The organism is Zhaonella formicivorans, from assembly GCF_004353525.1.
GTDB lineage: Bacteria > Bacillota > DUOV01 > DUOV01 > Zhaonellaceae > Zhaonella > Zhaonella formicivorans.
Genome location: NZ_CP085524.1, coordinates 336,676 through 362,434 on the forward strand (window position 1 = coordinate 336,676; position 25,759 = coordinate 362,434).

General features: G+C 44.3%; 22 protein-coding genes, 1 tRNA gene, 1 pseudogene and 1 riboswitch. Of the genes and pseudogenes, 20 read left to right on the forward strand and 4 right to left on the reverse strand.

Features of this window, described 5'->3' with window-relative positions; genetic code table 11:
- Positions 1-29: 29 nt before the first annotated feature.
- A complete protein-coding gene (locus EYS13_RS01685; RefSeq protein ID WP_227765326.1) occupies positions 30-1,487 on the forward strand; it encodes an FGGY-family carbohydrate kinase in 1,458 nt (485 codons plus the stop codon).
- Positions 1,488-1,581: 94 nt separating this feature from the next.
- Positions 1,582-2,985, forward strand: a complete 1,404-nt coding sequence (locus tag EYS13_RS01690) for an amidohydrolase family protein (protein ID WP_227765329.1) — start codon at positions 1,582-1,584, stop codon at positions 2,983-2,985.
- A 39-nt stretch (positions 2,986-3,024) separates the two neighbouring features.
- Here EYS13_RS01690 and EYS13_RS01695 read toward each other — a convergent pair whose 3' ends face one another.
- Positions 3,025-3,471 (reverse strand): MgtC/SapB family protein, encoded by a 447-nt coding sequence (locus EYS13_RS01695; RefSeq protein WP_227765331.1) that lies wholly within the window; start codon positions 3,469-3,471, stop codon positions 3,025-3,027.
- Positions 3,472-3,762: 291 nt separating this feature from the next.
- On the opposite strand from EYS13_RS01695, the gene EYS13_RS01700 reads away from it, so the two are divergent.
- From EYS13_RS01700 to EYS13_RS01755, 12 genes are all read left to right on the forward strand, one after another.
- Complete coding sequence (locus EYS13_RS01700; RefSeq protein ID WP_227765333.1) at positions 3,763-4,365, forward strand: RNA polymerase sigma factor; 603 nt, start codon at positions 3,763-3,765, stop codon at positions 4,363-4,365.
- Positions 4,366-4,381: 16 nt separating this feature from the next.
- Positions 4,382-5,632 carry a zf-HC2 domain-containing protein gene (locus EYS13_RS01705; RefSeq protein WP_227765335.1) on the forward strand — a complete coding sequence of 417 codons (1,251 nt, stop codon included), beginning with the start codon at positions 4,382-4,384 and terminating at the stop codon, positions 5,630-5,632.
- Positions 5,633-5,751: 119 nt separating this feature from the next.
- Positions 5,752-8,388 (forward strand): DNA polymerase I, encoded by a 2,637-nt coding sequence (polA, locus tag EYS13_RS01710; RefSeq protein ID WP_227765337.1) that lies wholly within the window; start codon positions 5,752-5,754, stop codon positions 8,386-8,388.
- 11 nt (positions 8,389-8,399) lie between these two features.
- On the forward strand, positions 8,400-9,224 hold the full coding sequence (mutM, locus tag EYS13_RS01715; RefSeq protein ID WP_227765339.1) for a DNA-formamidopyrimidine glycosylase: 825 nt from the start codon (positions 8,400-8,402) through the stop codon (positions 9,222-9,224).
- Between the two features lie 84 nt (positions 9,225-9,308).
- Positions 9,309-9,968 (forward strand): sporulation membrane protein YtaF, encoded by a 660-nt coding sequence (ytaF, locus tag EYS13_RS01720; RefSeq protein WP_227765341.1) that lies wholly within the window; start codon positions 9,309-9,311, stop codon positions 9,966-9,968.
- 15 nt (positions 9,969-9,983) lie between these two features.
- Positions 9,984-10,580: a dephospho-CoA kinase gene (gene coaE, locus EYS13_RS01725; protein WP_227765343.1), complete on the forward strand. Its 597-nt coding sequence runs from the start codon at positions 9,984-9,986 to the stop codon at positions 10,578-10,580.
- A gap of 59 nt (positions 10,581-10,639) precedes the next feature.
- Complete coding sequence (locus tag EYS13_RS01730; protein ID WP_227765346.1) at positions 10,640-11,203, forward strand: lytic transglycosylase domain-containing protein; 564 nt, start codon at positions 10,640-10,642, stop codon at positions 11,201-11,203.
- Positions 11,204-11,329: 126 nt separating this feature from the next.
- Positions 11,330-12,364, forward strand: coding sequence for a nicotinate phosphoribosyltransferase (locus tag EYS13_RS01735; RefSeq protein ID WP_227765347.1), 1,035 nt, complete (start codon positions 11,330-11,332; stop codon positions 12,362-12,364).
- Positions 12,365-12,484: 120 nt separating this feature from the next.
- Positions 12,485-14,143: an ABC transporter substrate-binding protein gene (locus tag EYS13_RS01740; protein WP_227765349.1), complete on the forward strand. Its 1,659-nt coding sequence runs from the start codon at positions 12,485-12,487 to the stop codon at positions 14,141-14,143.
- Positions 14,144-14,231: 88 nt separating this feature from the next.
- Positions 14,232-15,149: a copper transporter gene (locus tag EYS13_RS01745; protein ID WP_227765352.1), complete on the forward strand. Its 918-nt coding sequence runs from the start codon at positions 14,232-14,234 to the stop codon at positions 15,147-15,149.
- Positions 15,130-15,600, forward strand: coding sequence for a ferritin family protein (locus EYS13_RS01750; protein WP_227765354.1), 471 nt, complete (start codon positions 15,130-15,132; stop codon positions 15,598-15,600). Before EYS13_RS01745 ends, EYS13_RS01750 begins: the two co-directional genes overlap by 20 nt.
- A gap of 80 nt (positions 15,601-15,680) precedes the next feature.
- Positions 15,681-15,764 (forward strand) — tRNA-Leu (locus EYS13_RS01755).
- A 253-nt stretch (positions 15,765-16,017) separates the two neighbouring features.
- Here the strand turns inward: EYS13_RS01755 and EYS13_RS01760 are convergent.
- On the reverse strand, positions 16,018-16,605 hold the full coding sequence (locus tag EYS13_RS01760) for a TapB family protein (protein ID WP_227765356.1): 588 nt from the start codon (positions 16,603-16,605) through the stop codon (positions 16,018-16,020).
- A 224-nt stretch (positions 16,606-16,829) separates the two neighbouring features.
- On the opposite strand from EYS13_RS01760, the gene EYS13_RS16180 reads away from it, so the two are divergent.
- Complete coding sequence (locus EYS13_RS16180) at positions 16,830-16,955, forward strand: hypothetical protein (RefSeq protein ID WP_265332405.1); 126 nt, start codon at positions 16,830-16,832, stop codon at positions 16,953-16,955.
- Positions 16,956-17,193: 238 nt separating this feature from the next.
- A pseudogene (locus EYS13_RS01765) lies at positions 17,194-17,718 on the forward strand (SDR family oxidoreductase); the annotation flags it as partial.
- Between the two features lie 470 nt (positions 17,719-18,188).
- On the opposite strand, the gene EYS13_RS01770 reads toward EYS13_RS01765, so the two are convergent.
- Positions 18,189-18,713 carry a rubrerythrin family protein gene (locus EYS13_RS01770; RefSeq protein ID WP_227765358.1) on the reverse strand — a complete coding sequence of 175 codons (525 nt, stop codon included), beginning with the start codon at positions 18,711-18,713 and terminating at the stop codon, positions 18,189-18,191.
- 137 nt (positions 18,714-18,850) lie between these two features.
- Between EYS13_RS01770 and EYS13_RS01775 the strand changes: the two genes are divergently transcribed.
- The gene (locus tag EYS13_RS01775) at positions 18,851-19,432 is read left to right on the forward strand and encodes a GNAT family N-acetyltransferase (protein ID WP_227765360.1); all 582 of its coding nucleotides are present in this window, start codon (positions 18,851-18,853) and stop codon (positions 19,430-19,432) included.
- Positions 19,433-19,481: 49 nt separating this feature from the next.
- Here EYS13_RS01775 and acsA read toward each other — a convergent pair whose 3' ends face one another.
- Entirely contained in the window at positions 19,482-21,182 is a 1,701-nt protein-coding gene (acsA, locus tag EYS13_RS01780; protein ID WP_227765362.1) for an acetate--CoA ligase, read from the reverse strand.
- Positions 21,183-21,549: 367 nt separating this feature from the next.
- Positions 21,550-21,651: riboswitch (purine riboswitch) on the forward strand.
- A gap of 296 nt (positions 21,652-21,947) precedes the next feature.
- Between acsA and EYS13_RS01785 the strand changes: the two genes are divergently transcribed.
- The 3 genes from EYS13_RS01785 to EYS13_RS01795 all read left to right on the forward strand — a co-directional run bounded on the left by EYS13_RS01785 (position 21,948) and on the right by EYS13_RS01795 (position 25,750).
- A complete protein-coding gene (locus EYS13_RS01785; RefSeq protein WP_227765364.1) occupies positions 21,948-23,072 on the forward strand; it encodes a BMP family ABC transporter substrate-binding protein in 1,125 nt (374 codons plus the stop codon).
- A 66-nt stretch (positions 23,073-23,138) separates the two neighbouring features.
- Positions 23,139-24,665: an ABC transporter ATP-binding protein gene (locus EYS13_RS01790; protein WP_227765366.1), complete on the forward strand. Its 1,527-nt coding sequence runs from the start codon at positions 23,139-23,141 to the stop codon at positions 24,663-24,665.
- The gene (locus tag EYS13_RS01795; RefSeq protein ID WP_227765368.1) at positions 24,662-25,750 is read left to right on the forward strand and encodes an ABC transporter permease; all 1,089 of its coding nucleotides are present in this window, start codon (positions 24,662-24,664) and stop codon (positions 25,748-25,750) included. Before EYS13_RS01790 ends, EYS13_RS01795 begins: the two co-directional genes overlap by 4 nt.
- Positions 25,751-25,759: the final 9 nt, after the last annotated feature.

Genomic DNA, 25,759 nt, shown 5'->3' on the forward strand with positions numbered 1-25,759 from the left:
TAACTGGGTTCCCCAGGCAGGTGATGTTGATGAAAAAATATTTGCTTGGATTTGATGTTGGTTCCCTCAGTTCCAAAGGTATTCTGGTGGATTGTGATGGTAAAATTGCGGCGAAAGCTCAGCGTGAGCATATTATCTTGTGTCCTGTCCCCGGCGGCGCAGAACATGATGCGGAAAATAACTGGTGGGGTGATTTTAAGGCGATAGTTAAAGAAATGCTCAGCTTTTCCGGTATAGCGCCCCAACAAATAGCGGGGATAGGAATAACCGGCCTAGTGCCTACCCTCTGTCCGGTGGGCCAGGATGGAAAAGCGGTTAGAAATGCTATTCTTTATTCTGATAACCGGGCGATTAACGAGCTGCAGGAAGTCAATAAACTTTTAAAAGAACCGATTACTTTGGAACAAGTTCTTCCTAAGCTGCTTTGGTATAAAAGAAATGAACCGGCAAACTACCGCGATACTATTTCCATTTTAAACCCCCATAGCTATTTAGTATTTAAATTAACCGGTCGGTTTAGCTGTGATGTAGATACGGCTAATATTTTTGGAGGAATTTTTGCAAGCGAAACAGGCAGCTGGGAGACAGAAAAATGCCGCTCATTAGGTGTAAATGAAGAATTATTGCCCCCTGCTTACCCGGCCACCGCTATTATCGGTGAGGTAACACCGGAGGCTGCAAAACAAACAGGATTGGTTGCAGGTATCCCAGTAATAGCCGGAACGGGCGATTCTTATACGTCGCTTCTAGGCAATGGTGTAATTCATCCGGGAGAGATGATGATTTACTTAGGTACGGCAGGTACGCAGATCATGTGTAACCGGGAATTGGAACAACTGGCTGCCACTGTTCATATCAGCGACAAAGGTGGAGCCGTAGAATTTGGGGCCAACGTACTTTCTTGCGGTCAAGCATTGCAGTGGTTTAAGAATGAAATGGCTCCCCCGGGGTTTGATTATGCTTCTCTAGACGAGAAAGCGGCGGCTATACCCCCAGGATCGGGGAAGCTAATCACTCTTCCCCATTTTATGGGGAGAAGGGCTCCAGCGCCAAACCCTCTGGCTAAAGGTGTTATTTGCGGAGTCACCCCCAACCACAGCCGCCATCATTTTTACCGCTCCTTGTTGGAGAGTATTGCCTTTGGTTTAAAGCAAGGTTTTGAACCGGTTAGAGCTAAGGCAAAACGCATCGTGATTGCAGGGGGAGGTGCTAAGAGCGCCCTCTGGCGGCAAATTATCAGCGATGTTTTGGATTTTCCGGTGGAGTATCAGGCGAAAGGGGGAGCGGCACTTGGTATAGCTTACTTTGCCGGTTTTTCCTTAGGTTTGCTTCCCAGTTTTCAGACCATTCAGGAGGAGTGGCTACCGGTCCAAGAAATTATCCGGCCTAATCCTGACAACGCGGCCCTTTACCAACGATATTACCAAGCTTATTTAGAACTGGAGCGCAGTTTAGAAACTTTTTACGGCCAGTTGCAGTCTCTTTAAGAATAGCGGAGCTGTATGAATTGAAACAAAAGCCTCTCCTAATCCTGACTTATTGTTTGGGAGAGGCTGTATTTCATACTGATGAGGTGATTAGATGATTGAGCTGCTAATCTGTGGTGGTACTATTGTAACTGTTAACAAAAAGAGAGAAATCATTAAAGAAGGCGCTGTAGCTATAAACAATGGAAGAATTATTGATCTCGGGGAAAGCAGCATCATTAAAGAGAAATATCCTCAGGTTAAAAAAACGATTAACGCAGCAGGGAAAGCAGTTTTTCCCGGCCTAATCAACACTCATAACCACTTGTTTCAGAGTCTGCTCAAAGGACTTGGAGATGACCGGGTTTTATCCGATTGGCTGGTCCAAGTTATGTTTCCCAGCGCTGCTAAACTCACTCCTGAAGAGGCTTATTATGGTGCTCTGTTAGGGTGCCTGGAAGGCCTCCACAGTGGAACCACCACAGTCCTAGATTATATGCATGCCCATCCTATGCCCGAATTATCAGACGCAGTAATTGAAGCCTTTAAAACTACCGGTATCAGAGGAATATTAGGCAGAGGATATATGGATAACGGGCTGGAGTTCGGTACTCCTGAAGCCTTGATGGAAGAAACCTCCTTCATTGAAAAAGACTGCTGCCGTTTAATTGAAAAGTATCATAATACCAACGATGGGAAAATACAAATTTGGATAGCTCCGGCAGCCGTTTGGTTGAGCACTGAAGAATCCCTTTTAATGAGCAAGCGATTAGCTGAAACCTATAAAGTGGGGATCACGGTACATATTTCAGAAACGCCTTTTGACAGGGACGCTTCCCGGAAGCTTCATGGCAGGTGGGATATGGAGGTTATGGAAAGATTAGGCGTATTAGGTCCGAATGTACTGATGGTGCATTGCGTCCATTTGACTCCCCATGACATTCGCATGGCCAAATATTTTGACGCTAAAGTTTCCCATAACCCTGTCAGCAACATGTATTTATCTTCGGGAGTGGCTCCGGTTCCACGGCTGCTGGAAAGCGGGGTAACCGTAGGTCTGGCTACCGACGGCGCTGCAAGCAACAACTCCAATGATATGTTGGAAGTATTGAAGCTGGCTGCCTTACTGCACAAAGTGCATCATCTGGATCCTACCATCGTCACGGCTGAGAAAGTTTTGGAAATGGCTACGATTGATGGGGCCCGGGCATTGGGACTGGAAGAGGAAATCGGTTCGTTGGAAATTGGCAAAAAAGCAGACATGTTCATTTTTAATCCTTTATCCGGCGTTAAAGCTGTACCTATGCACCATCCAGTGTCCACTCTGGTTTACTCCTCTAATCAGAACAATGTGGAAACGGTCATAGTGAATGGAGAAATTCTGCTGGAACAGGGCCGGATATTGAATGTAAATGAAGAAGAAATCTTGGTTAAGGCCCAAAAAGTAGCTGATGAATTAAGTATAAAAGCCGGAACTTATGTTTACAAATCCCGGCCATGGCGTTCTCTGGCCTACTAAACTTTGGCCAAAATAAAAACTTGGCAGTGTTTAAGCCAATTATTCCTTGCAATCATAGTCAATGATGCCGAATTTCTTCAGTACATCATTAATTTTTAAGGCTACATAAATCAAGATTACGCTGACAAAAACCGGGTAGTACAATCCCGAACCAAGCGCCATTCCTAAGCCTGCAGTAATCCAGATATTTGCTGCAGTGGTAAGCCCACGGATGTTATATCCTTCTTTCCAAATTATGCCTGCACCTAAAAAGCCTATACCACTTACTACCTGGGCTGCAATCCTGGCAGGATCCATTGATCTGATTGTAGCAAAATCGTGGAAGCCGTAAGCCGAAACTAAAGTAAAAACCGCCGAGCCAATGCATACTAAGGCGTGTGTTCTAATCCCCGCGGGCTTATTTTTTTTTGTTCTTTCAAAACCGACCAGAATACCTACGACAAGCGCCAAAACCAACCTCAAGGTCATTTCGGCATTGGAGATCATTATTTTGGCTCCCTCCTTTGTGAGAGTTAATAACTATTGTATGCATAAGATTTTCCGGCTGTAACACTTTTGTGAGTTTTCTTAAAGGCTTTAAAGACCCGGTGACATTCGTTAAGTCTGTAAATCCGTACTAAGCAATTGCTACAGATTATTCCAGCAAAAAATGTTTGCTTTTGCCAGGAAAACCGACAGCTAGTTACGAAATTTAAAAAAAACGGTTTGATGGAACTTCACGGGAAAAATATTCGTCATAATTAATGATAAACTGTGCGTAGAAGGGAGGCCTTGACTTTGGAAATAGATGATGTGGAGTTGATTGCCAAATGTCAGGCAGGTAGTGTCGAGGCCTTTGAAAAGTTAGCGTTAAAATATGAAAAGCAGGTATATACAATTGCCTACCGTTTCATGGGCAGTCATGAAGATGCTTGTGATTTGGCCCAGGAGGCTTTGATTAAAGCTTATAAATCTATTGAACGTTTTCGGGGCGAAGCTTCATTTAAAACCTGGATTTATCATATTGTAGCTAATGTTTGCCGGGATGAGTTGCGCAGAAGAAAAAAAGGACAACTGGTATCCCTGGATGCGCCCATTTTTACCGAAGAAGGGGAAATAAACCGGCAGGCAGAAGATTGGACGTATGCTCCGGAAATAGTCTATGAAAATAAAGAGAAGCAGGAACTGATCCAAAAAGTTTTAAACAGCTTGACGCCGGAATATAAGGAAGTTTTAGTTATGCGGGAAATTCAAGGTTTCAGTTATGAAGAAATAGCCGAAACATTGGAGTGTTCCCTAGGTACGGTTAAGTCCAGGCTGAACCGGGCGCGTAAAGCTATGAAAGAAACACTGTTAGCCAAACGGGAACATTTTGTAGAAGGCTCTCGTCTAATCAGGTGAAAGGGGGGGTGGAATTATGAACTGCCGGGAAATTGAAGATATGCTTTCGGCCTATATTGACGGTGAATTGGCTGCTGCTGAAGCTTTAGCCGTAACTAAGCATTTAAGCATGTGCAATATATGCCGTCAAGAATTGGTCGAATTACAGGAAGTAATTAACTCAATACGCAATTTGCCGGAGCTCGACCCTCCAGCCGACTTTCATGCCAAGCTTTGTGCCAGGCTAAGCAGTTTCAAGGGCAGGCGCCCTTGGTATAAACAAATGGGTAGCAGGCAGTGGTTTCCTTTGGGAGCCGTAGCGGCAGCTATTCTATTGTTTGTGGTTTCTTTAAATGTTTTATCACCGTTTACCAGTATGCCCAACAGCGGTATGGTGCTCCAATCGGCAGCAGGCACTCAGGCTGCCGATGAGGCAGATAAACAAAACAAAAGTGAACTGCACCCCCCAGGCGGGCAAGAGAGAGAAGTTTTTGATAGTGCTGTACCCGACGGTTCTCCCAGCGCTGAAAATACTTCTAAAGAGGAGCCCAAAGTTGAAGAACAAGAAGAAGTGAAGGTCGCTGTGAAAAAAACTAAGCTCCGGGAACCGGGTGACGAACGGGAACAAACTAGTCTGGTTACAGCCTCCGTTGCCCCTGCCAGAGAGGAGTCGGCCAAGATTATGGCCAAAGACTTTGTTCCAGGTACAACTATTCAACAACAAAATAATGCTGTTCATGCTCCTGCCGAAAATAAGAACCTCAATAACCGAAATGGTAGTTTCAGGGAAAGACAGGAAACAGCAAAACAAGCTCCTGCTCCCGAATTTAAAACTGCCGAGGTAGGCGCAGCTGACAGCCTGGTAGTTACCTGGAATGTGCAGCTACAAGTTCAGGATACAGCCTGGGTTAAGAGCGAGCTGAAAAAACTGGTGTACTCACAGGGCGGTTTCTTGCTGAATACGGGTCCCAACTCTATTTCCCTTAGTTTACCTCAAGCAAGGCTCGCGGAAACTCTAGAATTATTAAAAAAATACGGTTATCCGCTTTCGATAGAGAATAACAGCCGAAATATTTCTGAGCTGGTGGCTGATTTTCGGAGCAAGGAAGAGGACCTCTCCCAAAAAATCAAGCTGCTGGAAAACGAGCAGAGAATGCCTGACCAGCAAACGGAAACTAAATCTGAAGAGGAATTAAAAAATCTCCGCCAGGAGCTAAATTACATCCAGTCAACTTTAAAAGAACTGCTGGGCGGTAATGTTGTTTTAAAAATCTATCTGCAAAACTAGTTTTCTAAGGCAACGGTCGGTGTGCAGGAAATATTTCCTGCACACCGAATTTTTTAAGAGTTGGGATAATTTTTTTTGGCCATAATATCTGCGAACGAAAGGGTTTAAGGAGTACGCCTATGAAATCTAACAACAAACTGATCATATTAGACGGAAATAGTTTGGCTCACCGTGCCTTTTATGCCTTGCCCCTTTTAACTAACCGTAAGGGGGTTTTTACCAACGCTGCTTATGGTTTTACTACCATGCTTTTAAAAATACTAAAAGCTGAAAGACCGGAGTATGTGGTGGTTGCCTTTGACAAGGGCAAAACCTTTCGGCATGAGCAGTTTGAGGCTTATAAAGGGCACCGGAAAGCAACTCCCCAAGAATTAAAACCTCAGTTTCCTTTAATCTGGCAGATCCTTGATGCTCTCCGAATTGCCGCTGTGCAACTCGAAGGTTACGAAGCCGATGACCTGATTGGCACTATTGCCAGGAAGGCAGAGCAGGCAGGTCTCATGACCATGATTGTGACCGGTGATCGGGATGCTTTACAGTTGGTTACTGCCCGGACGAAGGCGCTGATCACCCGCAAAGGCATCAGCAACCTGGACGTTTTTGACAGGACTATAATCCAGGAGAAATATGGATTGGAGCCACTGCAACTAAGAGATGTGAAAGGGCTGATGGGAGATGCGTCCGACAATATTCCCGGAATTCCGGGAATAGGAGAAAAAACTGCAGTGAAATTGGTGCAGGAATTCGGCAGTATAGAAAACTTGCTAAAGAATTTGGACGGGCTTTCCAACCGGAAAATGGCTGAAAAAATTCAGCCTTACCGGGAACAGGCGCTCTTAAGCAAGGAATTGGGGACAATTAATTGCGCTGTCCCCTTGGAAATCGAATTCGATTTATTCCGTTGGCAAGGGCCGGATTATTCCGCATTACTCGAAATCTTTAAAGAATTGGAATTCAACAGCCTGTTGAAAGATGTCCTGGCTGAAATGAAGGTAGGTGCAGCAGAACCAGAGGCAAAAGCAGCGGAACTAAAAGTAACATATTTGTCCGAATGCCGGGAGATGTTGAGACTGCTGGAAAACATTAAGGACGAAAAAATTTCCTGCTACCTCGCTTTAGACCAAAGGGATTATCTAAAAGCTGAAATTTTAGCAATTGGCGTAGCTTGGGCTGGCGGAAACGTTGGTTTAAACTGTGGTTCCCTGCACGCAAGCGAAATACGAGAAATTTTAACTGCCTTATTTGGCAAGCACCAGCAACAGCTTGTCACCCATGATTTGAAGAGCTGTTTGGTGCTGGCCAAAAAGCGTGGCGTAGAAATTAAAGCAAGAGGACGTGACACGATGCTGGCAGCTTATCTCCTCAATCCTTCTGCGCCTAATTATGAACTGCCGACCTTAAGTTTGGAATATCTTAATAAGCCTTTGGTTCCGGTTGAGCAGCCGGAAGAAGAAGTGGCGAGAGCAGCCCAGGTAATTTTTAAGCTAGATACAATACTGGATAAAAAGCTGAATGAGACAGGTATGGATAAGCTCTATACCGATGTTGAACTGCCTTTGGAGGAAGTGCTGGCACTCATGGAGCTTCAGGGGGTTAAGCTTGACAAAGAGCAGCTCTTAAGCATGGGTCAGGAACTGGCTCAAGGGATAGAATCCTTAACAGCGGAAATTTATGAATTGGCGGGAGAAGAGTTTAACATCAATTCACCTAAACAGCTCGGCGTTATTCTCTTTGAAAAGTTGGGCCTTCCCCCCCTGAAGAAAACAAAAACAGGTTATTCCACAAACGCCGAAGTATTGGAGGAACTGGCGGAAAGGCATGAAGTTGTAGCTAAAATTTTGGAGTACAGGCAATTAGTCAAGTTAAAAAGCACATATATTGATGGGCTGCTTGCTTTAATTAACCCTGAGACAGGCAAGGTGCATACAACTTTTAACCAAACAATCACAGCCACCGGCAGGCTCAGCAGCACGGAACCCAACTTGCAGAATATTCCCATCCGGTTGGAGGCAGGAAGGCGCCTGCGTAAAGCTTTTATTCCTTCCACCCCGGACCATCTTTTACTTGCTGCCGATTATTCGCAAATTGAGCTGCGGGTCTTGGCTCATATTGCCGGGGATCCGGGTTTAAAAGATGCATTTATCAAGGACCAGGATATCCACACCAGGACGGCTAGCGAAGTTTTCGGAGTGCCTATGGATGAGGTAACAAAGGATATGCGTCGCCGGGCCAAAGCGGTAAATTTCGGCATTGTGTACGGCATCAGTGATTTTGGCTTGAGCCGCGACTTGGGGATTTCCAGAAAAGAGGCCCAGGAATACATCGCTCTCTATTTTAGCCGCTATCCAGGGGTAAAAAAATACATTGAAGAAGTAATTTTCCATGCCAGGGAACAGGGTTACGTTACTACTGTTTTAAATCGCCGCAGGTATTTGCCAGACATTTTCAGTTCCAACCGGAACATCCGCGGTTTTGGGGAGCGGGCCGCCATGAATACTCCTATTCAGGGCAGCGCCGCCGACATAATTAAATTAGCAATGCTCAAAGTACATCAGCAGTTGGCAGAGGCAGGATTAAAAACGGTTATGCTTTTGCAGGTACACGATGAGTTGATTTTTGAAGTTCCTAAAAACGAGTTGGAAAAGGCACAGGCAATTATTCAACAGGCCATGGAAAACGCTTATGAGCTCCAAGTGCCTTTAAAAGTAGACATGAAAGTTGGTGCAAACTGGTATGATATGGAAGTGCTTGCATGAGGTGAACCCCAATGCCTGAACTGCCGGAAGTGGAAACAGTACGCAGGAGCTTGGAAAAGAGGCTTGTGGGCAGGACTATCCGTCAAGTTAATATTTACATGCCCAAAATAATAAAAATTCCAGAGCCAAAGCTTTTCGCAAGGTTCCTGGAGGGACAGACTATAGTTGACTTGCAGCGCCGTGGAAAGTACCTGCTCTTTTGTCTGGCCTCCGGCTATGTTTGGGTAACCCATTTGCGGATGACAGGGCAATTTATTTATAGCAAACAGGAGGAACCACTGCTTAAACATACCCATCTGACATTTACGTTAGATAATGGGCACCAGCTGCGCTACGTCGACATTAGGCAGTTTGGAACCATGTATTTACTTCGTCCGGATGAGTTTAAAAAGGTCAGGGGTTTGCGGGAATTAGGCCCGGAACCCCTTGGGGAAGAGTTTACCCTGGAAGAGCTCTACAAGAAACTGGCCGGTAAAAAGGGAAAAGTGAAGCAGCTTTTGCTTAATCAGGCTTTTGTGGCGGGTATCGGCAATATTTATGCCGATGAAATACTTTTTGATGCGGGGTTGCATCCGGAAAGGGGTGCCGACACTTTATCTCCGGAAGAAATTGAGCAGCTTTACTATAGTATCCGCAAAATGCTGGAGTTAGGGATTGCTAACAGGGGGACCACAGTCCGCAATTATGTTGATGGCGACGGTCGCTCCGGGAATTTTCAGGAGTTGCTCAAAGTCTACGGCAGGGCAGGAGAACCTTGTTATAGATGTGGACGCCCTTTAATTAAACAGCAGGTGGCAGGAAGAAGCTCCTGTTACTGTCCTAATTGTCAAAAATAGGTGCAGAGAATTTGTAACACAAAAGCATCCTATCCATATTGTAGTTATTAGCGCAAGACAATATGGATAGGGGGCTTATCTGCCGTGGAACTTTTGCATGCTCTAATTTTTGCCTTAGCAGTCAGTTTGGATGGGTTTGGCGTGGGTTTGGCCTATGGTATCCGCAAAGTCCAGGTTCCTGGTTTATCTTTACTGATTATTTGTCTGACCTCTACACTGGCTATTACACTTTCCATGTTGTTTGGCAGCCTGGTTGCCGGGATAATTTCACCAGCGTTCGCAGAGAAAATTGGTTCGGTTATCATGGTTGCCGTGGGTACCTGGATTTTGCTGCAGTCCCTGGCTAACCTTCGCCGGGAAAAAAACAAGCTTACAGGTTGGGAAAAGGCCACTGCAACGGAGAATAAGCCTATTCTAAATTTAAAAATTCAGCCCTTGGGAATTGTGGTCCAAATTCTGCGGGAGCCTATCCGAGCAGATTTTGATTGCTCCGGAATTATCAGTGTAAAGGAGTCGTTGGCACTGGGTTTGGCTTTAGCCATGGATGCCCTGGGTGCAGGGTTTGGAGCAGCGGTAGCCGGGTTGAAATTTTTGCTTGTTCCTTTATTTGTAGGTATTTTTAAATTGATTTTTGTTTCTTCCGGCTTATACCTAGGTCAAAGATGGGGCCTAAAAGCAATGGGCGAAAAAGGTGCTGTTTTGCCGGGAATAATTTTAATTGTTTTAGGTTTAATGCGGATCTAAGAGGAGCGTGGTTGGATGCTGGTAGTTGGGTTAACCGGCGGTATTGCCAGCGGCAAGAGCACAGTTTCCAAAAAACTGGTGAGTTTAGGGGCAAAGCTCGTAGACGCAGATCAAATTGCCAGAGAAGTGGTCAGGCAAGGTCAACCCGCCTGGCAAGAAATCACATCTCATTTTGGTCAAAACATACTTTTAGAATCAGGGGAAATCAACAGAAAGACTCTGGCCGAAATCGTTTTTAATAATTCTGAGGCTAGAGCCTTTCTTATGCATGTTACCCATCCCCGCATCCTTAACCGCTCAGCTGAATTAATTGAGGAATATAGGCAGGACAGGGGCACAAAATTAATTGTACTGGATGCCCCTCTTTTGATTGAGTCGGGAGCTCATCGGCTGGTGGAGCAAATTTGGGTTGTATTTTGCAGCTTGGAGACTCAAGTTAGGAGATTAATGGCCAGGGACAATTTATCACGTGGACAAGCTTTGGCCAGGATCAAGGCCCAGATGCCGTTGGAGGAAAAGCTGCGCTACGCTGATGAAGTGATTAACACGGAAGGTACTAAAGCTCAGACATTGGAGCAGGTAGAAAAACTATGGTTAAAATATGCTTTATAGTTATGGAATTATAGCAACGCACATAGAATGAAATGGTAGCGAAAATTTGGAGTGGTTTGATGGCAGGTCCTGGCAAAATAAAAAAGATGTTTTGGATGACTACTGTGGCCATTGTTGTGGCCATGATTCTAATTGCTATCCCCTGGTTTTGGAGGCTGTTTTATCCTTTTCCTTACCGGGACAGCATTTTGCGTCATTCCAGGGAGTTTGACCTGGATCCTAACTTGGTTGTTGCCGTTATTAGGGTGGAAAGCAAATTTCGCATTACTGCCGAATCACCTAGGGGGGCCAAGGGGTTGATGCAGCTTATGCCGGATACTGCCCGGTGGGCTGCTGAACAGATGGGGATTGAGTACAGCGAGGGAGACTTGTTCGATCCTGACTATAACATCACAGTTGGATGCTGGTATCTGGCTAACTTGCTGCACGAGTTTAAAGGAAATTTGCCGGCAGCCCTGGCAGCTTATAACGCCGGTAGGGGCAATGTTCGTGATTGGCTGGCGCAAGGCATTTGGCAGGGAAGCTTGGAAGAAATAGAGCGAATACCTTTCAAAGAGACCAGGGACTTTGTATTCCGGGTCTTGCACGATTACCGGGTTTACTCTGCGCTGTACAAAAAGTAGGCGAATTAGTAAAGTTCCCTACTTTCTTTTTAGCTAAAAAAAGGTTTTCTGGAAAAAATAACGAATAGATGATGTCGTATCATGTAAGTTATTTTGTTTTCACCATAGTCAGAAGAGGTGGAATGAGTGCCTGAATTTAGCAGCTTAGAAAGAGTAAACACTTTTCAAATTGATCCCGCGCGCAGGTTTTATTCTGCAGAACATCAGGAGATTCTCGAGGGAGCAACTACAGATATTTATTTTGTTCGTACCTACGAAATTCTGGAGAAGTTAAATAAAGCTGATACCAAAGTGGTAGCGGAAATATTTGCCAGGAAAGATGGGATTTTGGCCGGGGTAGACGAAGTAAGGAATCTCTTACGGGACAAAGATGTGGAGATCTGGTCTTTGCAGGAAGGCGACAGTTTTACTGCCAAAGAAGTGGTAATGCGCATTAGCGGCCCGTACAATCAATTCGGATTATATGAAACAGTTCTGTTGGGGATGTTGGCCAGCTCCAGCGGTTGGGCCACCGCCGCCAGGATTGCCAAGGCAGCTTGCGGGGACAAGCCTATGTATTGCTTTGGTGCAAGACATGTCCATCCGGCCGTAGCGCCGGTAATGGAAAGGGCCGCCCTGGTAGGGGGGGCCGACGGAGCCAGTTGTATTTTGGCAGCTAAACTGGCTGGTAAAGAACCTTCGGGGACAGTCCCCCACGCCATCTTTTTGATTGTGGGTGATACCTTGGAGGTCGCCCAGGCTTACCATAAATTTATGCCCAGGGATGCCAAGCGGCTGATGCTGGTTGATACTTTTAAAGATGAAGTAGAAGAAACTTTGCGCTTGGCGGAAAAATTAGGGCCTGCATTGGATGGCATCAGGCTTGATACGCCCAGCGAGCGTGGAGGAGTCACTCCCGAGCTGGTAAGAGAAGTTCGCTTCCGCTTGGATCAGGCTGGTTATCCTCATGTGAAGATATTTGTCTCAGGAGGGCTGTACCCGGAAAAGATTGAGCTATTGGTGAAAGCCGGAGCCGATGCTTTCGGGGTGGGCAGTTTTATTTCTGCCGCTGCGCCAATTGATATGACCATGGATTTAAAAGAAGTGGGCGGCAAGGCAATTGCCAAACGGGGACGGCTGCCAGGGATAACGCCTACGGACCGCTTGCAAAAGATCAAATAACTGCTGGCAGTTTAAAAGCAGTGAGCTGAGTTTACAATGTACTTGTAATCTTGGCTTATTTTTTGCCTAACTTTGTATATGGTATAATTGCAGTAGTGTTTTGGAAAACGGGTGATATGAATGAAGAAGCTCAGGAGATTGCTACCCCTGTTTTTGATTATTGTTTTTATCCTCAGCATAGCTTCAGGTTGCACCGGGAAAAAAGCGGCTGAAGATCAGATTATCAAGAACAAAGAGGTAATGGCCAAAGAAACACTGGCCTTAAGTTTGCCCCATGATTTAAAAACACTGGACCCTATTAAATTCTCAACACCATGGGAAATAGAGATTGGCAGCGCCCTCTACGAAGGACTTGTCAAGTACGATAGCGAAACTCAAACTTTGCTGCCGGCCATGGCCGAAAAATGGACTGTTTCCGATGACGGAAAGCAGTATAGATTTTTTATTAGGGATGGGGCCTATTTCCATTCGGGGAATAAAGTGACAGCCGCCGATTTCAAATTATCCTGGGAAAGGGCCATCCGGCTGGGGGACTCCGAGGTGCAGCAAATTTTTACCAACATAGCAGGGGCGAAGGAATTCCTCCAAGGAAAGTCTGCGGAGGTATCAGGGATTCAGGCTCTTGATGATAAAACTTTAGAGGTAACCTTAACGGGTCCTGATGAAGGATTTCTGCTTAAACTCACTGCTCCCGCTGCAAGTGTTTTGCAACAGGAAGCAGTTAATCTAACCGGGCCGGACTATGGTAAGCCAGGGACTAGTGATCAGCCGGCTAAAATTGTGGGGTCAGGGCCCTATGGTTTGGTGGAGTGGACTGTGGGGCAAAGTGTTGTCTTGGAGGCATTTCCGCAATACTATCAAAAGGTTGCAGTAAAAAGGGTGGAGTTTCAGATAGAGCCGGAAAGCGACATTGCTTTGGCGGAAATGCAGCGGGGCAATTTGGATGTTCTGCAAGCGGAGGAGAAGCTTCCTGAGCTTTTACTGAGCAAAGACCCTGCCTTAAAAAAGCTGCAGCAAACAGAACAAAGGGCGGAGATTGTCTATCTCGGTTTTAACGTAGAAAAACCGCCCTTTAATAATTCCAGTCTGCGGCAAGCCATCAGCTACGCTCTTAACCGGGATAAACTGGCCGGGGAACTGGGCAATTTTGTTGCAGCCCAGGGGCTTTTACCCCGGATGTTACTGAGCAATAGTCAATCATTACAAGCTTACAAGTTTGATCCGGAAGCGGCTAAAAGGCTTTACGGCTACACCTTGGATGAGGCCGGAAAGCAGGCTAAGCCCGTAGTTCTCTATTACGTAAACGAAGGTAAAAACAAACAGCTGGCCGAGGCCATTCAAGCTCAGCTTAATAAACAAATAGGCATTGAACTCAGGATTCAGCCGCTGGCTTCTTACCAGGAACTTGACTATGGCTTAAAAGCTGGGACTATCGGTTTTTATTTAGCGAAATGGATGGCAAAATCGCCTGATCCCGGTACGTTTCTGGGCAGCATGTTTATGAGTGAAAGCCCTGCTAATGTATCCCGCTATAGTAACTTAGCAGTGGATGAACAGCTGCTTTTTGCCCAAACACAAAAATTGCAAAGCAGGGAACGAAGGGAGGCGTTCCTACAGGCGGAAAGGATTATAATGTTGGAGGCGCCGATAATCACTGTTTTAGTTGCTGCCAACTACGCTATTTTTAGCGACTTACTCGCTTCACAGGAGTTAGATCCATATAAAGTAATCCGGTTGGAAAAGGTCAACATTAAAAACCCCGCTTTTGCTCAAGATTGATCAACAGAATTCTAAAAAAATGCATAGCAAACTTTTCCTGTACCATACTATCACTAGCACCCATAAAAACCAAAGGCGGGATGCATAGTTGGTAGATTTTCGATTTCATGTTTCTTCCCTGGTAGCAATTTTTTTGGCCTTAGGTATAGGCATTTTAATAGGCACAACTTTGGTTGGTGACGATGTGCTTGTTAAAGAACAGAAGCTGATTGTGGACCGATTGGAACAGGACTTTGAACTGCTGAGAGAACAAAACCGCCTTTCCCAAAAGGAAATAGCAGTTTTTAAGAACTCCAACGATAATTATCAGCGGTTTGCTCAAGAGATTTTACCGATTGTGTTAAAAGACAGGTTGATAGGGCAGGATATAGCTATAGTAGTGACAAACGGCTATGCAGCCACGGAAGGGTTAGAACATGGTTTGAAATTAGCAGGCGCTAATATAGTATCTGTTTCTAGGATTAACAGCAGTTACAATTTCAATGATTCCAACTCCAGGTACCTGATTTGCAGTAAACTGGGAATAAAACCGGCACGCACCAGCAGTGAATTTTCCGCAAGAGTGGCTGGGTTTCTGGCACAAGCTATAGTAGAAGGTATAGATCCTGAAACGGTACAGTTCTTGGAAGAAACTGGGCTGGCCAGTCTACAGGGTTCTTTCAGTGGCTCCCTTGATATAGTAATCATGCTGGGCGGGAGTCAGGAAGAACGGCAGAATTCGGTTAATCTTCCGGATTTACCGATGATCGACTACTTTTTGGCGAAAGGCTTGAAAGTGGCCGGCACGGAATTTACCCACGTTACTACTTCCTATATGGGTTTGTACCAGTCAAAAAAAATAATTACGGTTGATAATATCGACATGGCACCGGGACAGGTAGCCCTGGTTTTTGCCCTTAATGGTTTGCCGGGCAATTATGGTGTTAAGTCCACAGCAGACGATTTGATACCTCCTTTAGAAAATATTATGGTGGGGAGTGATTTTAATGAACAAAGCGAGGATTAGTAGCAAAGATATTATACGCGCGGCCATGCGGATGGAAGAACTTGGCAGGAATTTTTATTTAACTATGGCTGACGGTACGGCAGATGCTGAAACTAAGCAGATGTTTACCAAATTGGCGGAAGAGGAAAAAGAACATTATAAATTTTTTAAACGCATGTTGGAAGAGGATAACTCTGATTTTATATTTGATGTAGGGCAGGGAGATTTTATTGCTGCTCTTACCTCAAGGATTGCTTTTCCCAACGCAGCGGAGCATTCTTTTGCAGTTAAGGATACTAAACAGGCATTGGCTATTGGGATTCAAGCGGAAAAGGATTCTATTTTGCTTTACCATGAGCTGCTGGAGGAAATCCAAAACCCAGAATTAAAAAAAGTTATTCATGAACTGCTGAGAGCGGAAAAAATGCACCTGGTAGAATTAAGGGAGCATTTGGAAGAGCTGGGTTCATGAAATTTTTTGAGAAAACCTTGCATTGTGCTGATTTCCTGTGCTATAATTACCTCGTTCCCTCTGGAGCAACCCGATAAATTGTCGGAGTGGCGGAACTGGCAGACGCGTACGTTTGAGGGGCGTATGGGTTTCCCGTGCGGGTTCAAGTCCCGCCTCCGACACCATGATATTCATTAGTGACGTTGTTATTTCAACGTCATTTTTTGTTACTATAACTTTCCCTATATACTTAAGCGCTATGGCTTTGCAATGTCTTTATTGTTTATATCAGCCCAATATCAGCCCAGTTTTTCATTTAGAAGTTTCCAGTCTCAGTTCTATACCAACAGATTTGTTGGTAACGATGTTAACAGCAGGTGTTTACGTGATCCTGTCCCTGATTCTACTTACGAAATGTTATAGTCCGGTATTCACATGCTATTTAATAGTATATTTGCTCAATGTTGAAATTACTTGCTCATTGCCCGAATGGAACTCTCTTTTTACCATTCCAATTCCTTCTTTGAAATATTCGAAGACGGTGGAGTTTTTACCAGAAATTTTGACTTTAATGCACTTCTCAAATTTTCCTGCCGGAGTTTCCACCACTGCATTAGTATCCACGATTTCCCTTTGGCGGTCAGATTCACCCCATTTGTTACCCTCCTTTAAAGGGGCCTGCAAGATGATTGTATTATCGTTAGGTTGCCTGTCCAGCAGATTTACTTTGTCATAAGTTTCCGCTTGGAAAAAGATACGACTTACTGCATTCCCCGTAGTCTCAAAAATTGCAGTGCTTACCGTTCCACCGTTGTTTTCCCTGATTTGAGCCCGTTTCTGATCCGTAAAGATTACTTCTCTCTTAAAAGAAGCAAATTCATTTCCTGCTCCTTCATATTCCCAACTGCTCCCCTTTGTAAGGGGAAAGTAATCAGCTGGTTTTTTAGCAGGCTTTGAACATCCTATAAAGGATATAATTACGATAACAATTACTGAAGCAGCGGCAATGGTCAAGACTCTTTTCAAGCACTTTACCTCCATCCCTGTTTATAATGCTTTTATTCCAGCAAAACTTTATATACTTATCTTTCCCTGAAGGCGTTGTGAATATATATTATGTGCTTAAAACATTTATGTTGTTCGCCGGCTTGCCAGGTGTTCTCCTTACTGCAATATTGTATGTTTTCTCTCATGACTGGAGCTGGGGAAACTTTACCCCATTCTTTCAGACAGGATTGCAAGGAGGCTCCATGTACGGATGGTTTATAGGAGCGGCTCTTATTATCACCCCGTACTTTGGTTTTGAAACCGTTCCCCAGATGGTTGAAGAGGGCACATTCCCCATTAAGGATCAGTCAAAAGCTATTCTAGGGTAGGTGTTGACCTGCGGAGCCATCTATATAATTTTCTATTTTGCTTTAGCAGGTATGGCACCCTGGGCTGAATTAACAGATGGAGGAAGTGGTGCTCCGTTTGTATCCATAAAAACAATACTGCATACTTACCCAAATTGGAAAGCGTATGCACTCTTTTTAGGAGTAGTCGGAGTGCTTTTCCCGATTGGTACAAGTGTGCTTGGTTTTTTGTATTCTGCAGTAAGTATATGGTAAATTAAATATTATGGTAAACAATGCGGGCATTTCTTTGGGTAAAAATATAGAAGAAACTACTTTGGAGGATTGGAATTGGCTTATGGGAATTAACGCAACGGGGGTTTTCTTGGGAACCAAATATGCTATTGCAGCAATGAAAAACAATGGAGAAAATTGTTCCATAATCAACAGATCCTCAATTGACGGTCAAGTAGCGGAAGCGGGTTTGTTTGCATACTGTGCTTCCAAAGGCGCAGTAACACTTCTCACTAAATCAGCTGCATTGCACTGCGGGGAAAAAGGTTATAAAATTCGTGTCAACTCCGTACATCCCGGATATGTTCACACTGCTTTGACTGAAAAAGAAGCTGCAGATTCAGGTTTAACTCCGGAGGAGTATTTTGCCAAAGTTGGAAAACTGCACCCTATAGGTTATATAGGCAAACCAATGGATATTGCTTATGCAGATCTTTACCTTGCATCGGATGAATCTTTATTTGTTACAGGTTCGGAACTTACCATAGATGGAGGATGGACCGCTCAATAAAAGATTTTTATTATGTTTGCAATGTCCCTAAGTTTATTAGCCTTCCGGCCCGGGTTTGCTGCCGGGAGCCTTTTATTATGCGAAAATAAAGGAGGGATAAATCTGGTTTTACTAATCACTATGTTGAAGTCGGCTAGCATATTTTTCGGAATTTGGGCGGGATACGCTTTAATTAAACAGATGATAAGCGACAAAGCATTATTTGTAAGACATTTTCCACGAAAAGCCCTTCGTCTCGCGGGCTTTGGATTAATATTCAGTTATGTTGCCAGCTATATAAGTAAGCTATAGAGACTGATTGAGGCGGCCCGCATGTATTATGGAGCGGGACTTGTTTCGCCCAGCCGTCGGCAGCGGAGCTGAAGGTTAACGGCGTGCGAGCGTGTCCTGAGCGAAATAATACATGCGGGCTTCGTCTACAAGCTGAAGCAGCCTTATTTGGCTGCTTAAATATGTATAGTATCTATTGTTTAGTATTCTTCGATGAGCGGTTCGTAGTAGGATTTATCATGACCGCACAGTGGGCATTTATGGGGCGGTTCGTTGCCCTCTGCAATATAACCGCATTCCCGGCATTTCCATTTAATCGAAGCTTCTTTTTTTAAGAGTTTTTCCTCGTTTAACAGCCCTAACACACGTCTAAACCTTTCAGCATGATGTTTCTCGACCTCTGCTACCAATTTAAAAAAATTGGCGGCCTCAGTAAAACCTTCTTCCCTGGCAATTCTTTCAAATTCCGGATACATATCGGCATACTCGTAGCTTTCCTTATCAATAGCGACCTTTAAATTTTCGCCGCTGGTATTAATACCGTTCAAAAGTTTAAGAATTATTTCGGCATGTTCTTTTTCATTTTTTGCTGTTTCCTCAAATACTTCTGCTATTTTGATCCAACCTTCTTTTCGTGCCATTCCAGCCCAAAAAGTATAGAAATTACGCGCCTGGCTTTCTCCTGCAAAGGCAGCTTTTAAGTTGTCCACAGTTTGTTTAGTCATGGTAAGCCTCCTGGTTTTTTTATAACTTAGCTTTCCTAAAGTAAAAATAAATATACATTACAGCAATAGATTGGCATAAACATGACAGGATTTTTACTTACAATCACGAAATAATAAGATACCAGGACACTTGTAGAGTGGGGGTGTTTCCCGTAATTACCAAGGTGTCCGCTTTAGAGGAATTCCGGGTTTTTGTATTTGATCCGGGGTTAGCCAACTTCCGACCTTCGGAAGAACAATTTGAAGCATTGCAAGAACTCCTTGCAGCAGGGGCCGGTTTTCTTTATGCCGCTGTTGAACAGAATAAAATAATTGGTTATGTTGCTTTTCAACAGCCTGAATCTTCTTCATATTATCAAGGGAAAAAAGTGATTGAACTGGGAGCTGTTGAGGTAGCGCCTGCCTACCGGAAGCAGGGGATAGCCGAGCAACTGTTTTTAGCCATCAAGGAGGACCCTGAATTAGAGTACTTTATCGCTATTGCAACCGAATATTTTTGGCACTGGGATGTCAAAAATACTAAACTGAACATTTGGGAGTACAGAAAGCTGTTAGAAAAGCTTTTTGCCCTGGGCGGTTTTTATCCTGTGAACACTGATGACCCGGATATCCTGGCTCACCCAGCAAACTTGCTGATGGTAAAGTATGGGAAAAAAGTAGCTCCAGAAGACATTGCCGCCTTTGATCAACTGCGTTTAAAAAACTGTTGGATGATTTGAAGTAAGTAAGACCCGCCTTTTATCCAAGGCGGGCTGTTTATCAAATGCATCAATCTTCTGCTGTTGACAAATCGCCCAATGGTAGCCCTAACTCCATGGCTTTTAGCACCCTGCGCATTATTTTCCCGCTTCTGGTTTTGGGTAGTTTTTCAATAAACTGTATTTCTTTAGGAACCATATGGGCAGCTAGGCTGGTTTTAATAAAGTTCTTTATTTCCTCATGCAGCTCTTCTGAAGGAATAAAGCCTTTACGCAGGGCGATAAAAGCTTTGATTATTTCACCCCTTAATGAATCAGGTTTACCAATAACCCCGGCCTCCGCCACAGCCGGATGCTCGATTAGTTTGCTTTCTATTTCAAAAGGACCCACCCGTTCTCCGGAAGTGTTAATAATGTCGTCATTGCGGCCTTGGAACCAGAAATACCCGTCCTCATCCTTGTAAGCAACATCACCGGAAAGATACCAGGGTTTTATTCGAAAGTACTCTTGGTATTTTTGCTCATTATTCCAGATAGCACTCATCATTGATATCCAGGGTGTTTTGATGGCAAGGTTTCCTATGGTATTTGGGGGGAGTTCATTTCCATGCTCATCGATTATGGCCGCATAGATGCCAGGCAGTGGCTTGCCCATAGAGCCCGGCTTAATTGGCAAGGAAGGCAGATTACAGATGAGTTGCATGCCTGTTTCTGTCATCCACCATGTGTCGTGAATCCTTTGGCCAAGGGCGTGAAGTCCCCAATAAACTACTTCAGGATTGAGGGGTTCCCCAACGCTTAGCACATGCCGTAGGCTGCTCAAATCAAAACTCTTTGCTACGTCCTCACCAGCGCTCATTAACATCCTAAATGCTGTAGGGGCACTGTACCAAACTGTTACTTTATGTTGTTCTATGGCACTATACCATCTTTGCGCATTAAACCTGCCTCCGAGAATGAGACAAGTCACTCCATTTAGTAAGGGGGCAAAAATACCGTAAGCAGTTCCTGTTACCCAACCTGGATCTGCTGTACACCAGTAGATGTCGTCAGGTCGTAAATCCAGCACCCATTTCCCTGTTTGGTAATGGCCAACCATGGCTCGATGGGCGTGCAGCACTCCTTTTGGTTTACCCGTGGACCCGGAGGTATAATGCAAGATATAACCGTCCTCAAAATCAGCCCATTCAATATCCATGGTGTCTTCAACATTAGCCATTTCCGCAAAATAGTTCAATGTGCCAGGAATAACATCATCGCCTACCACAATTATTTTGCCCAAATCAGGCAGTTCTGCTAAAGGCACTCTGGGAAGCAGCTCAGGGGTGGTTACCAGGAACTTGGCCTGGCTGTCTAAAAGCCTGTCTTTAACCGCCTCCGTCATAAAAGCTTCAAACAACGGCCCTACAATTGCTCCGGCTTTGATAGCGCCAAGGAGAGCAATATATGTTTCCAGACGTCTGGGCATAAAGACAAATACCCGGTCTTGTTTTTTTAGCCCATGTTTTTTGAGGACATTGCCAAATCGGTTGGTCTGCATGCTCAGATCCAGATAGGTCAAGCTTTGGCTTTCTTTTTCCCCTTGAAATATAAAAGCGGTCTTATTGGCGAGAGCAGGAAGGTGACGGTCCACAGCCTCATAAACTATATTAATTTTACCTGTTTGCTGCCAGGAAAAATTTTGGTATACACTGTCCCAAGAGAATGTTTTGTATAAAGCTTCGAAATCGGTTAAGTTGCAATTTGTAACGGCGGGGCTAATAATATTCATTTTTAGAATCATACCTCCAATTAGAAAATTAAGAATATTAAGCCAATTATACCGTGAATTTTACTTAAATGAAAGCATTTTCTTACGTTATCTTTCGACTTTTTTTCTTAAGATTATAATATAACATTTTAAAAATATTGCTTACCCGATTAGGGAACATTGATAAATAAGTTTTAATTGTCTATGAATATTTTGCTGTGTTTGCAGGAATTTTTCAAAAAATGTGGAATAAATTTTTCTAAGTAAGGTAAGAAGATTTGCAGGTTGTTAAAACAATTAATTGGTTAAGTTAAAGTTTGATTGCTTTTGGAACATCAAAAAATTAAAGTGTGAAGTTTATACTACATTGCACTTAATTGTAAAAGCAGAAAACAGGGAAAACTTATCTTGTATAATCTCGGTAATATGGTCCGAGAGTCTCTACCAGGTAACCGTAAATTGCCCGACTACAAGAATGTTTTGCTGTTGATATTTTTTGCTCATTTCGACAGCAAGACTATTCTTGTAGTTGGATTTTGCGGCTCCCGGTTTTATTGTTATTGAAAAAAGCAAAAAATAAATATTAAGGGTAAACTCAGCCTAAATTGCAACAAACCCCAGTGAAACTTATGGTTTTTCATGGGGTTTGTTGTTTTAAGGAGGTGAAACCTAAAGTTTTTGCTTATAAACTTAAAGCTGCCATAATTAAAAAAAAGGGGGGGTAACTCACTGAAAATGATCTAGGTTTTCTGTAAGATATTTACTAATTTCAGGGAGGTTATCTTAATGCGTTGGTTTAGAAAAAACTCGCTGTTTATTGCCTTGATGGTAGTGTTGCTTTTTACGGTGGTTGGCTGCAGTTCCGGTAAACCTGCTGAAAAAACTTCCAAGGGCACAGAGCAGAAGGCTGAAGAAAAAATTAAAGTAGGTTTTATTTATATCGGCCCGGTTGGTGATGCCGGGTGGACCTATGCCCATGATTTGGGCAGGAAGTATTTGGAAGAGAAATTGCCGTATGTGGAGACGACTTACATTGAAAACGTGCCCGAATCTGCTGATGCAGAACGCGTTATGACTGAACTTGCCCAAAAAGGATACAAAATAATTTTTGCCACCAGTTTTGGTTATATGGATTATATGCTCAATGTAGCCAAGAAATTCCCCGATGTAATATTTATGCACAATTCCGGCTTTAAAACCGCTGAAAACATGGGCACATATTTTGGCCGGATGTATCAGCCCAGATATCTTTCCGGAATCATAGCCGGGAAAATGACCAAAGTTAATAAAATAGGTTATGTTGCCGCTCACCCCATTCCGGAAGTAATCAGGGGAATTAACGCATTTACTTTAGGAGTGCGTTCAGTTAACCCCAACGCTACCGTTAAAGTGGTCTGGACCAATACCTGGTATGACCCTGCTGCCGAGAAAGAAGCTGCTAAAGGGCTCCTGGATGCCGGTGTGGATGTAATTGCCCAGCATCAGGACACCCCTGGCCCACAGCAGGCAGCCGAGGAAAAAGGAGTATACGCCATCGGTTATAATACCGATATGAGCAGCTTTGCTCCTAAGGCTAATTTGACTTCACCCATTTGGAACTGGGGCCCATATTACGTCAAGGTGGTTGAAGCTGTGAAAAATGGCACCTGGACTAATGAGCAATACTGGGGCGGTATGGCGGATAATGTGGTTGATTTAGCCCCAATCAACTCCGTTGTCCCTGAAGATGTTAAGAAATTGGTTGAAGAAAAGAAACAAGCCATCATCAATGGAGAGTTTGATGTATTCTGGGGTCCGATTAAAGACCAGAGCGGTCAGGTAAAAGTTGCTGAAGGACAGAAGATGACTGATGCAGAAATGCTCAGCTTTGACTGGTTTGTGGAAGGTGTAGACGGTACTATTCCGAAGTAAACTTATTATTTCAGGGCTGGCGGTTAGGCCGCCAGCCTGACTTTCACTTTCCTGAGGAGGGCAAAAATGACACGTCCTTTAGTTGAAATGCGGCAGATTACCAAATCCTTTCCGGGGACTTTAGCTAACGACAGGGTTGATTTTACGGCTTATCCCGGTGAAATTCATGCTTTGCTGGGCGAAAACGGTGCAGGCAAAAGTACCCTGATGAGTATCTTAACCGGATTATACAGGCCGGACAGCGGCCAAGTTTTTGTTAAGGGACAGGAAGTTGTTTTCCGTTCGCCGAAAGATGCCATTAACGCAGGTATTGGTATGGTACACCAGCATTTTCGCTTGGTTAAGCCTTTTACAGTAGCTGAAAACGTTATTTTAGGTTTAAAAGGTGCACTATTCTTAAATGTGAAAGAAATCGAACAAAGCATTACTGCTATCTCCCAGAAGTTCGGATTAGGGGTAGAGCCTCAAGCTAAGGTCTGGCAGCTTTCCGTTGGCGAGCAGCAGCGGGTTGAGATCATTAAAATGCTTTACAGGGGTACGGATATTTTAATCCTGGATGAACCCACTGCTGTGCTTACTCCCCAGGAAGTAAGGGAACTGTTTAAGACGCTTCGCAATATGGCCGACAGTGGTTGCGCAGTTATCTTTATTACTCACAAAATGCATGAAGTTATGGAATTTGCGGACCGGATCACAGTTCTTAGGGGAGGAAAGTCTACCGCCAGTTTATTGAAAAAGGAAACTAACTCTCAGGAACTGGCCAGATTAATGGTAGGCAGGGAGTTAAATACAGCCCGCAAAAATGTCAGTAAAACGTGTGGCCAAGATGTGGTTTTGGAACTACAAGGAGTTTGTGCACTAAACGACAAGGGACGGCAGGCGCTGAGCAACCTTTGCCTAGAGCTAAGAAGCGGAGAAATCCTTGGTATAGCCGGTGTTGCCGGAAACGGTCAGAGGGAATTATCCGAGGTTATTACAGGTTTGAGAAATGTTACTTCAGGTTCTATTAAATTATTAGGCCAAGATATAACCAATAAGCCGGTTCGGGATATTATTGATGCCGGTGTTGCATTTATTCCCGAAGATCGCACCGGAACAGGGCTTATTCCGAATTTGCCCGTAGTAGATAATATTATTCTAAAAGAGTATCGCAGCCAGAATTTGGGTAAGGGCTGGCTTCTGGACAGCAAGGCAATTCGTCATAGGGCACAGCAGTTGGTTAATGATTTTGCTGTTAAAATACCAAATATTGATTGCCCTGTAAAGCTGATGTCGGGAGGAAATTTACAGAAGCTGCTCTTGGCCAGGGAAACTTCATTGCAGCCTAAACTGGTAGTAGCCGTTTACCCGGTGCGCGGCCTGGATATCGGCGCTACTGATGCAATTCATGACTTATTAATTGCGGAGAAAAACAAGGGTGCGGCCGTACTAATGATTTCTGAAGATCTGGAGGAAATCTACAAATTAGCTGACCGGGTAGCTGTGATGTACGAAGGAGAATTTATGGGTGTTTTGCCCATAGAAGAAGCTGATTTAGAAGAAATCGGTCTGATGATGGCTGGAGCAAAAAGGCTTGGGGGTGTAAGCGCTTGAGTTCAATAGTACCAGTTAAGGAACAAAGAAATTTCAGCCTAAGCTTTGAGAAAAGGTTGCAGACCCCACCTCTCTTGGGTCTTATAGTTCCTGTTGTTTCTGTCATACTTGCTTTAGTTTTTAGCGGCATTTTTTTGTCCTTAACCGGACATAGTCCTATAGAAATTTACCGGGTTATGCTGGAAGGTGCCTTCGGTTCATGGTACGGCTTGTCAGAGACCGTGGTCAAAGCCATACCTCTTATTTTAACCAGCCTGGGTGTGGCCATTGCTTTTAAGATGCTGCTTTGGAATATTGGGGCTGAAGGCCAGCTGTATATGGGTGCCTTTGCTGCCAGTTGGGTGGCATTAACCTTTCCAAACCTCCCTGCTTACATCATGCTGCCGGCTATGGTTATCGCCGGTATGCTGGCCGGCGGACTGTGGGGGTTACTCCCTGCTATTCCGAAAGCGGTATGGGGTGTTAATGAAGTAATCACAACTCTAATGCTTAACTACGTGGCTATCCTGTGGGTGGATTATCTGGTGTACGGCCCATGGAAAGACCCCAATGGTTTTAATTTCCCCTTGACCGCTCCTTTTGTTGACGCAGCTACTTTACCTTCCTGGGGCACCACTCGTGTGCACTTTGGTTTGGTTTTTGGCCTGGTGGCCGCAGCAATCCTCTATGTAGTTCTGCAGAAAACCAGATGGGGTTATGAGATCCGTGTTATCGGAGAAAGCACCAAAGTGGCCAAGTATGCCGGGATGAATATCGCCCGTAACATCCTGCTGGTGATGTTTTTGAGCGGAAGCCTGGCGGGTCTTGCAGGCATGGCTGAAACTGCTGGAATTACTCATCGCCTGCAACATGGGTTTTCTTCAGGGTATGGTTATACTGCAATCATTATTGCCTGGTTATCCCGTTTGAATCCTTTGGCAGTAATCGTTGTTTCTTTTTTATTTGGGGGATTGCTGGTGGGAGGATATACCATTCAGAGCAGTGGACTTCCTGCCGCCACCGTTTCCATGTTGCAAGGCGCGATTTTGTTCTTTGTCCTTGGGGGAGAAGTCCTTACTCGCTACAAGATCAAGTTGGGTAAATAAGGGGGAGAA

Bases quoted from the DNA above. Each gene is read 5' to 3' on its own strand.
- EYS13_RS01685 (WP_227765326.1), top strand. From the start codon at position 30: ATGAAAAAATATTTGCTTGGATTTGATGTTGGTTCCCTCAGTTCCAAA.
- EYS13_RS01690 (WP_227765329.1), top strand. From the start codon at position 1,582: ATGATTGAGCTGCTAATCTGTGGTGGTACTATTGTAACTGTTAACAAA.
- EYS13_RS01695 (WP_227765331.1), bottom strand. From the start codon at position 3,471: ATGATCTCCAATGCCGAAATGACCTTGAGGTTGGTTTTGGCGCTTGTC.
- EYS13_RS01705 (WP_227765335.1), top strand. From the start codon at position 4,382: ATGAACTGCCGGGAAATTGAAGATATGCTTTCGGCCTATATTGACGGT.
- polA (WP_227765337.1), top strand. From the start codon at position 5,752: ATGAAATCTAACAACAAACTGATCATATTAGACGGAAATAGTTTGGCT.
- mutM (WP_227765339.1), top strand. From the start codon at position 8,400: ATGCCTGAACTGCCGGAAGTGGAAACAGTACGCAGGAGCTTGGAAAAG.
- coaE (WP_227765343.1), top strand. From the start codon at position 9,984: ATGCTGGTAGTTGGGTTAACCGGCGGTATTGCCAGCGGCAAGAGCACA.
- EYS13_RS01730 (WP_227765346.1), top strand. From the start codon at position 10,640: ATGGCAGGTCCTGGCAAAATAAAAAAGATGTTTTGGATGACTACTGTG.
- EYS13_RS01740 (WP_227765349.1), top strand. From the start codon at position 12,485: ATGAAGAAGCTCAGGAGATTGCTACCCCTGTTTTTGATTATTGTTTTT.
- EYS13_RS01750 (WP_227765354.1), top strand. From the start codon at position 15,130: ATGAACAAAGCGAGGATTAGTAGCAAAGATATTATACGCGCGGCCATG.
- EYS13_RS16180 (WP_265332405.1), top strand. From the start codon at position 16,830: ATGTACGGATGGTTTATAGGAGCGGCTCTTATTATCACCCCGTACTTT.
- EYS13_RS01770 (WP_227765358.1), bottom strand. From the start codon at position 18,713: ATGACTAAACAAACTGTGGACAACTTAAAAGCTGCCTTTGCAGGAGAA.
- acsA (WP_227765362.1), bottom strand. From the start codon at position 21,182: ATGAATATTATTAGCCCCGCCGTTACAAATTGCAACTTAACCGATTTC.
- EYS13_RS01785 (WP_227765364.1), top strand. From the start codon at position 21,948: ATGCGTTGGTTTAGAAAAAACTCGCTGTTTATTGCCTTGATGGTAGTG.
- EYS13_RS01790 (WP_227765366.1), top strand. From the start codon at position 23,139: ATGACACGTCCTTTAGTTGAAATGCGGCAGATTACCAAATCCTTTCCG.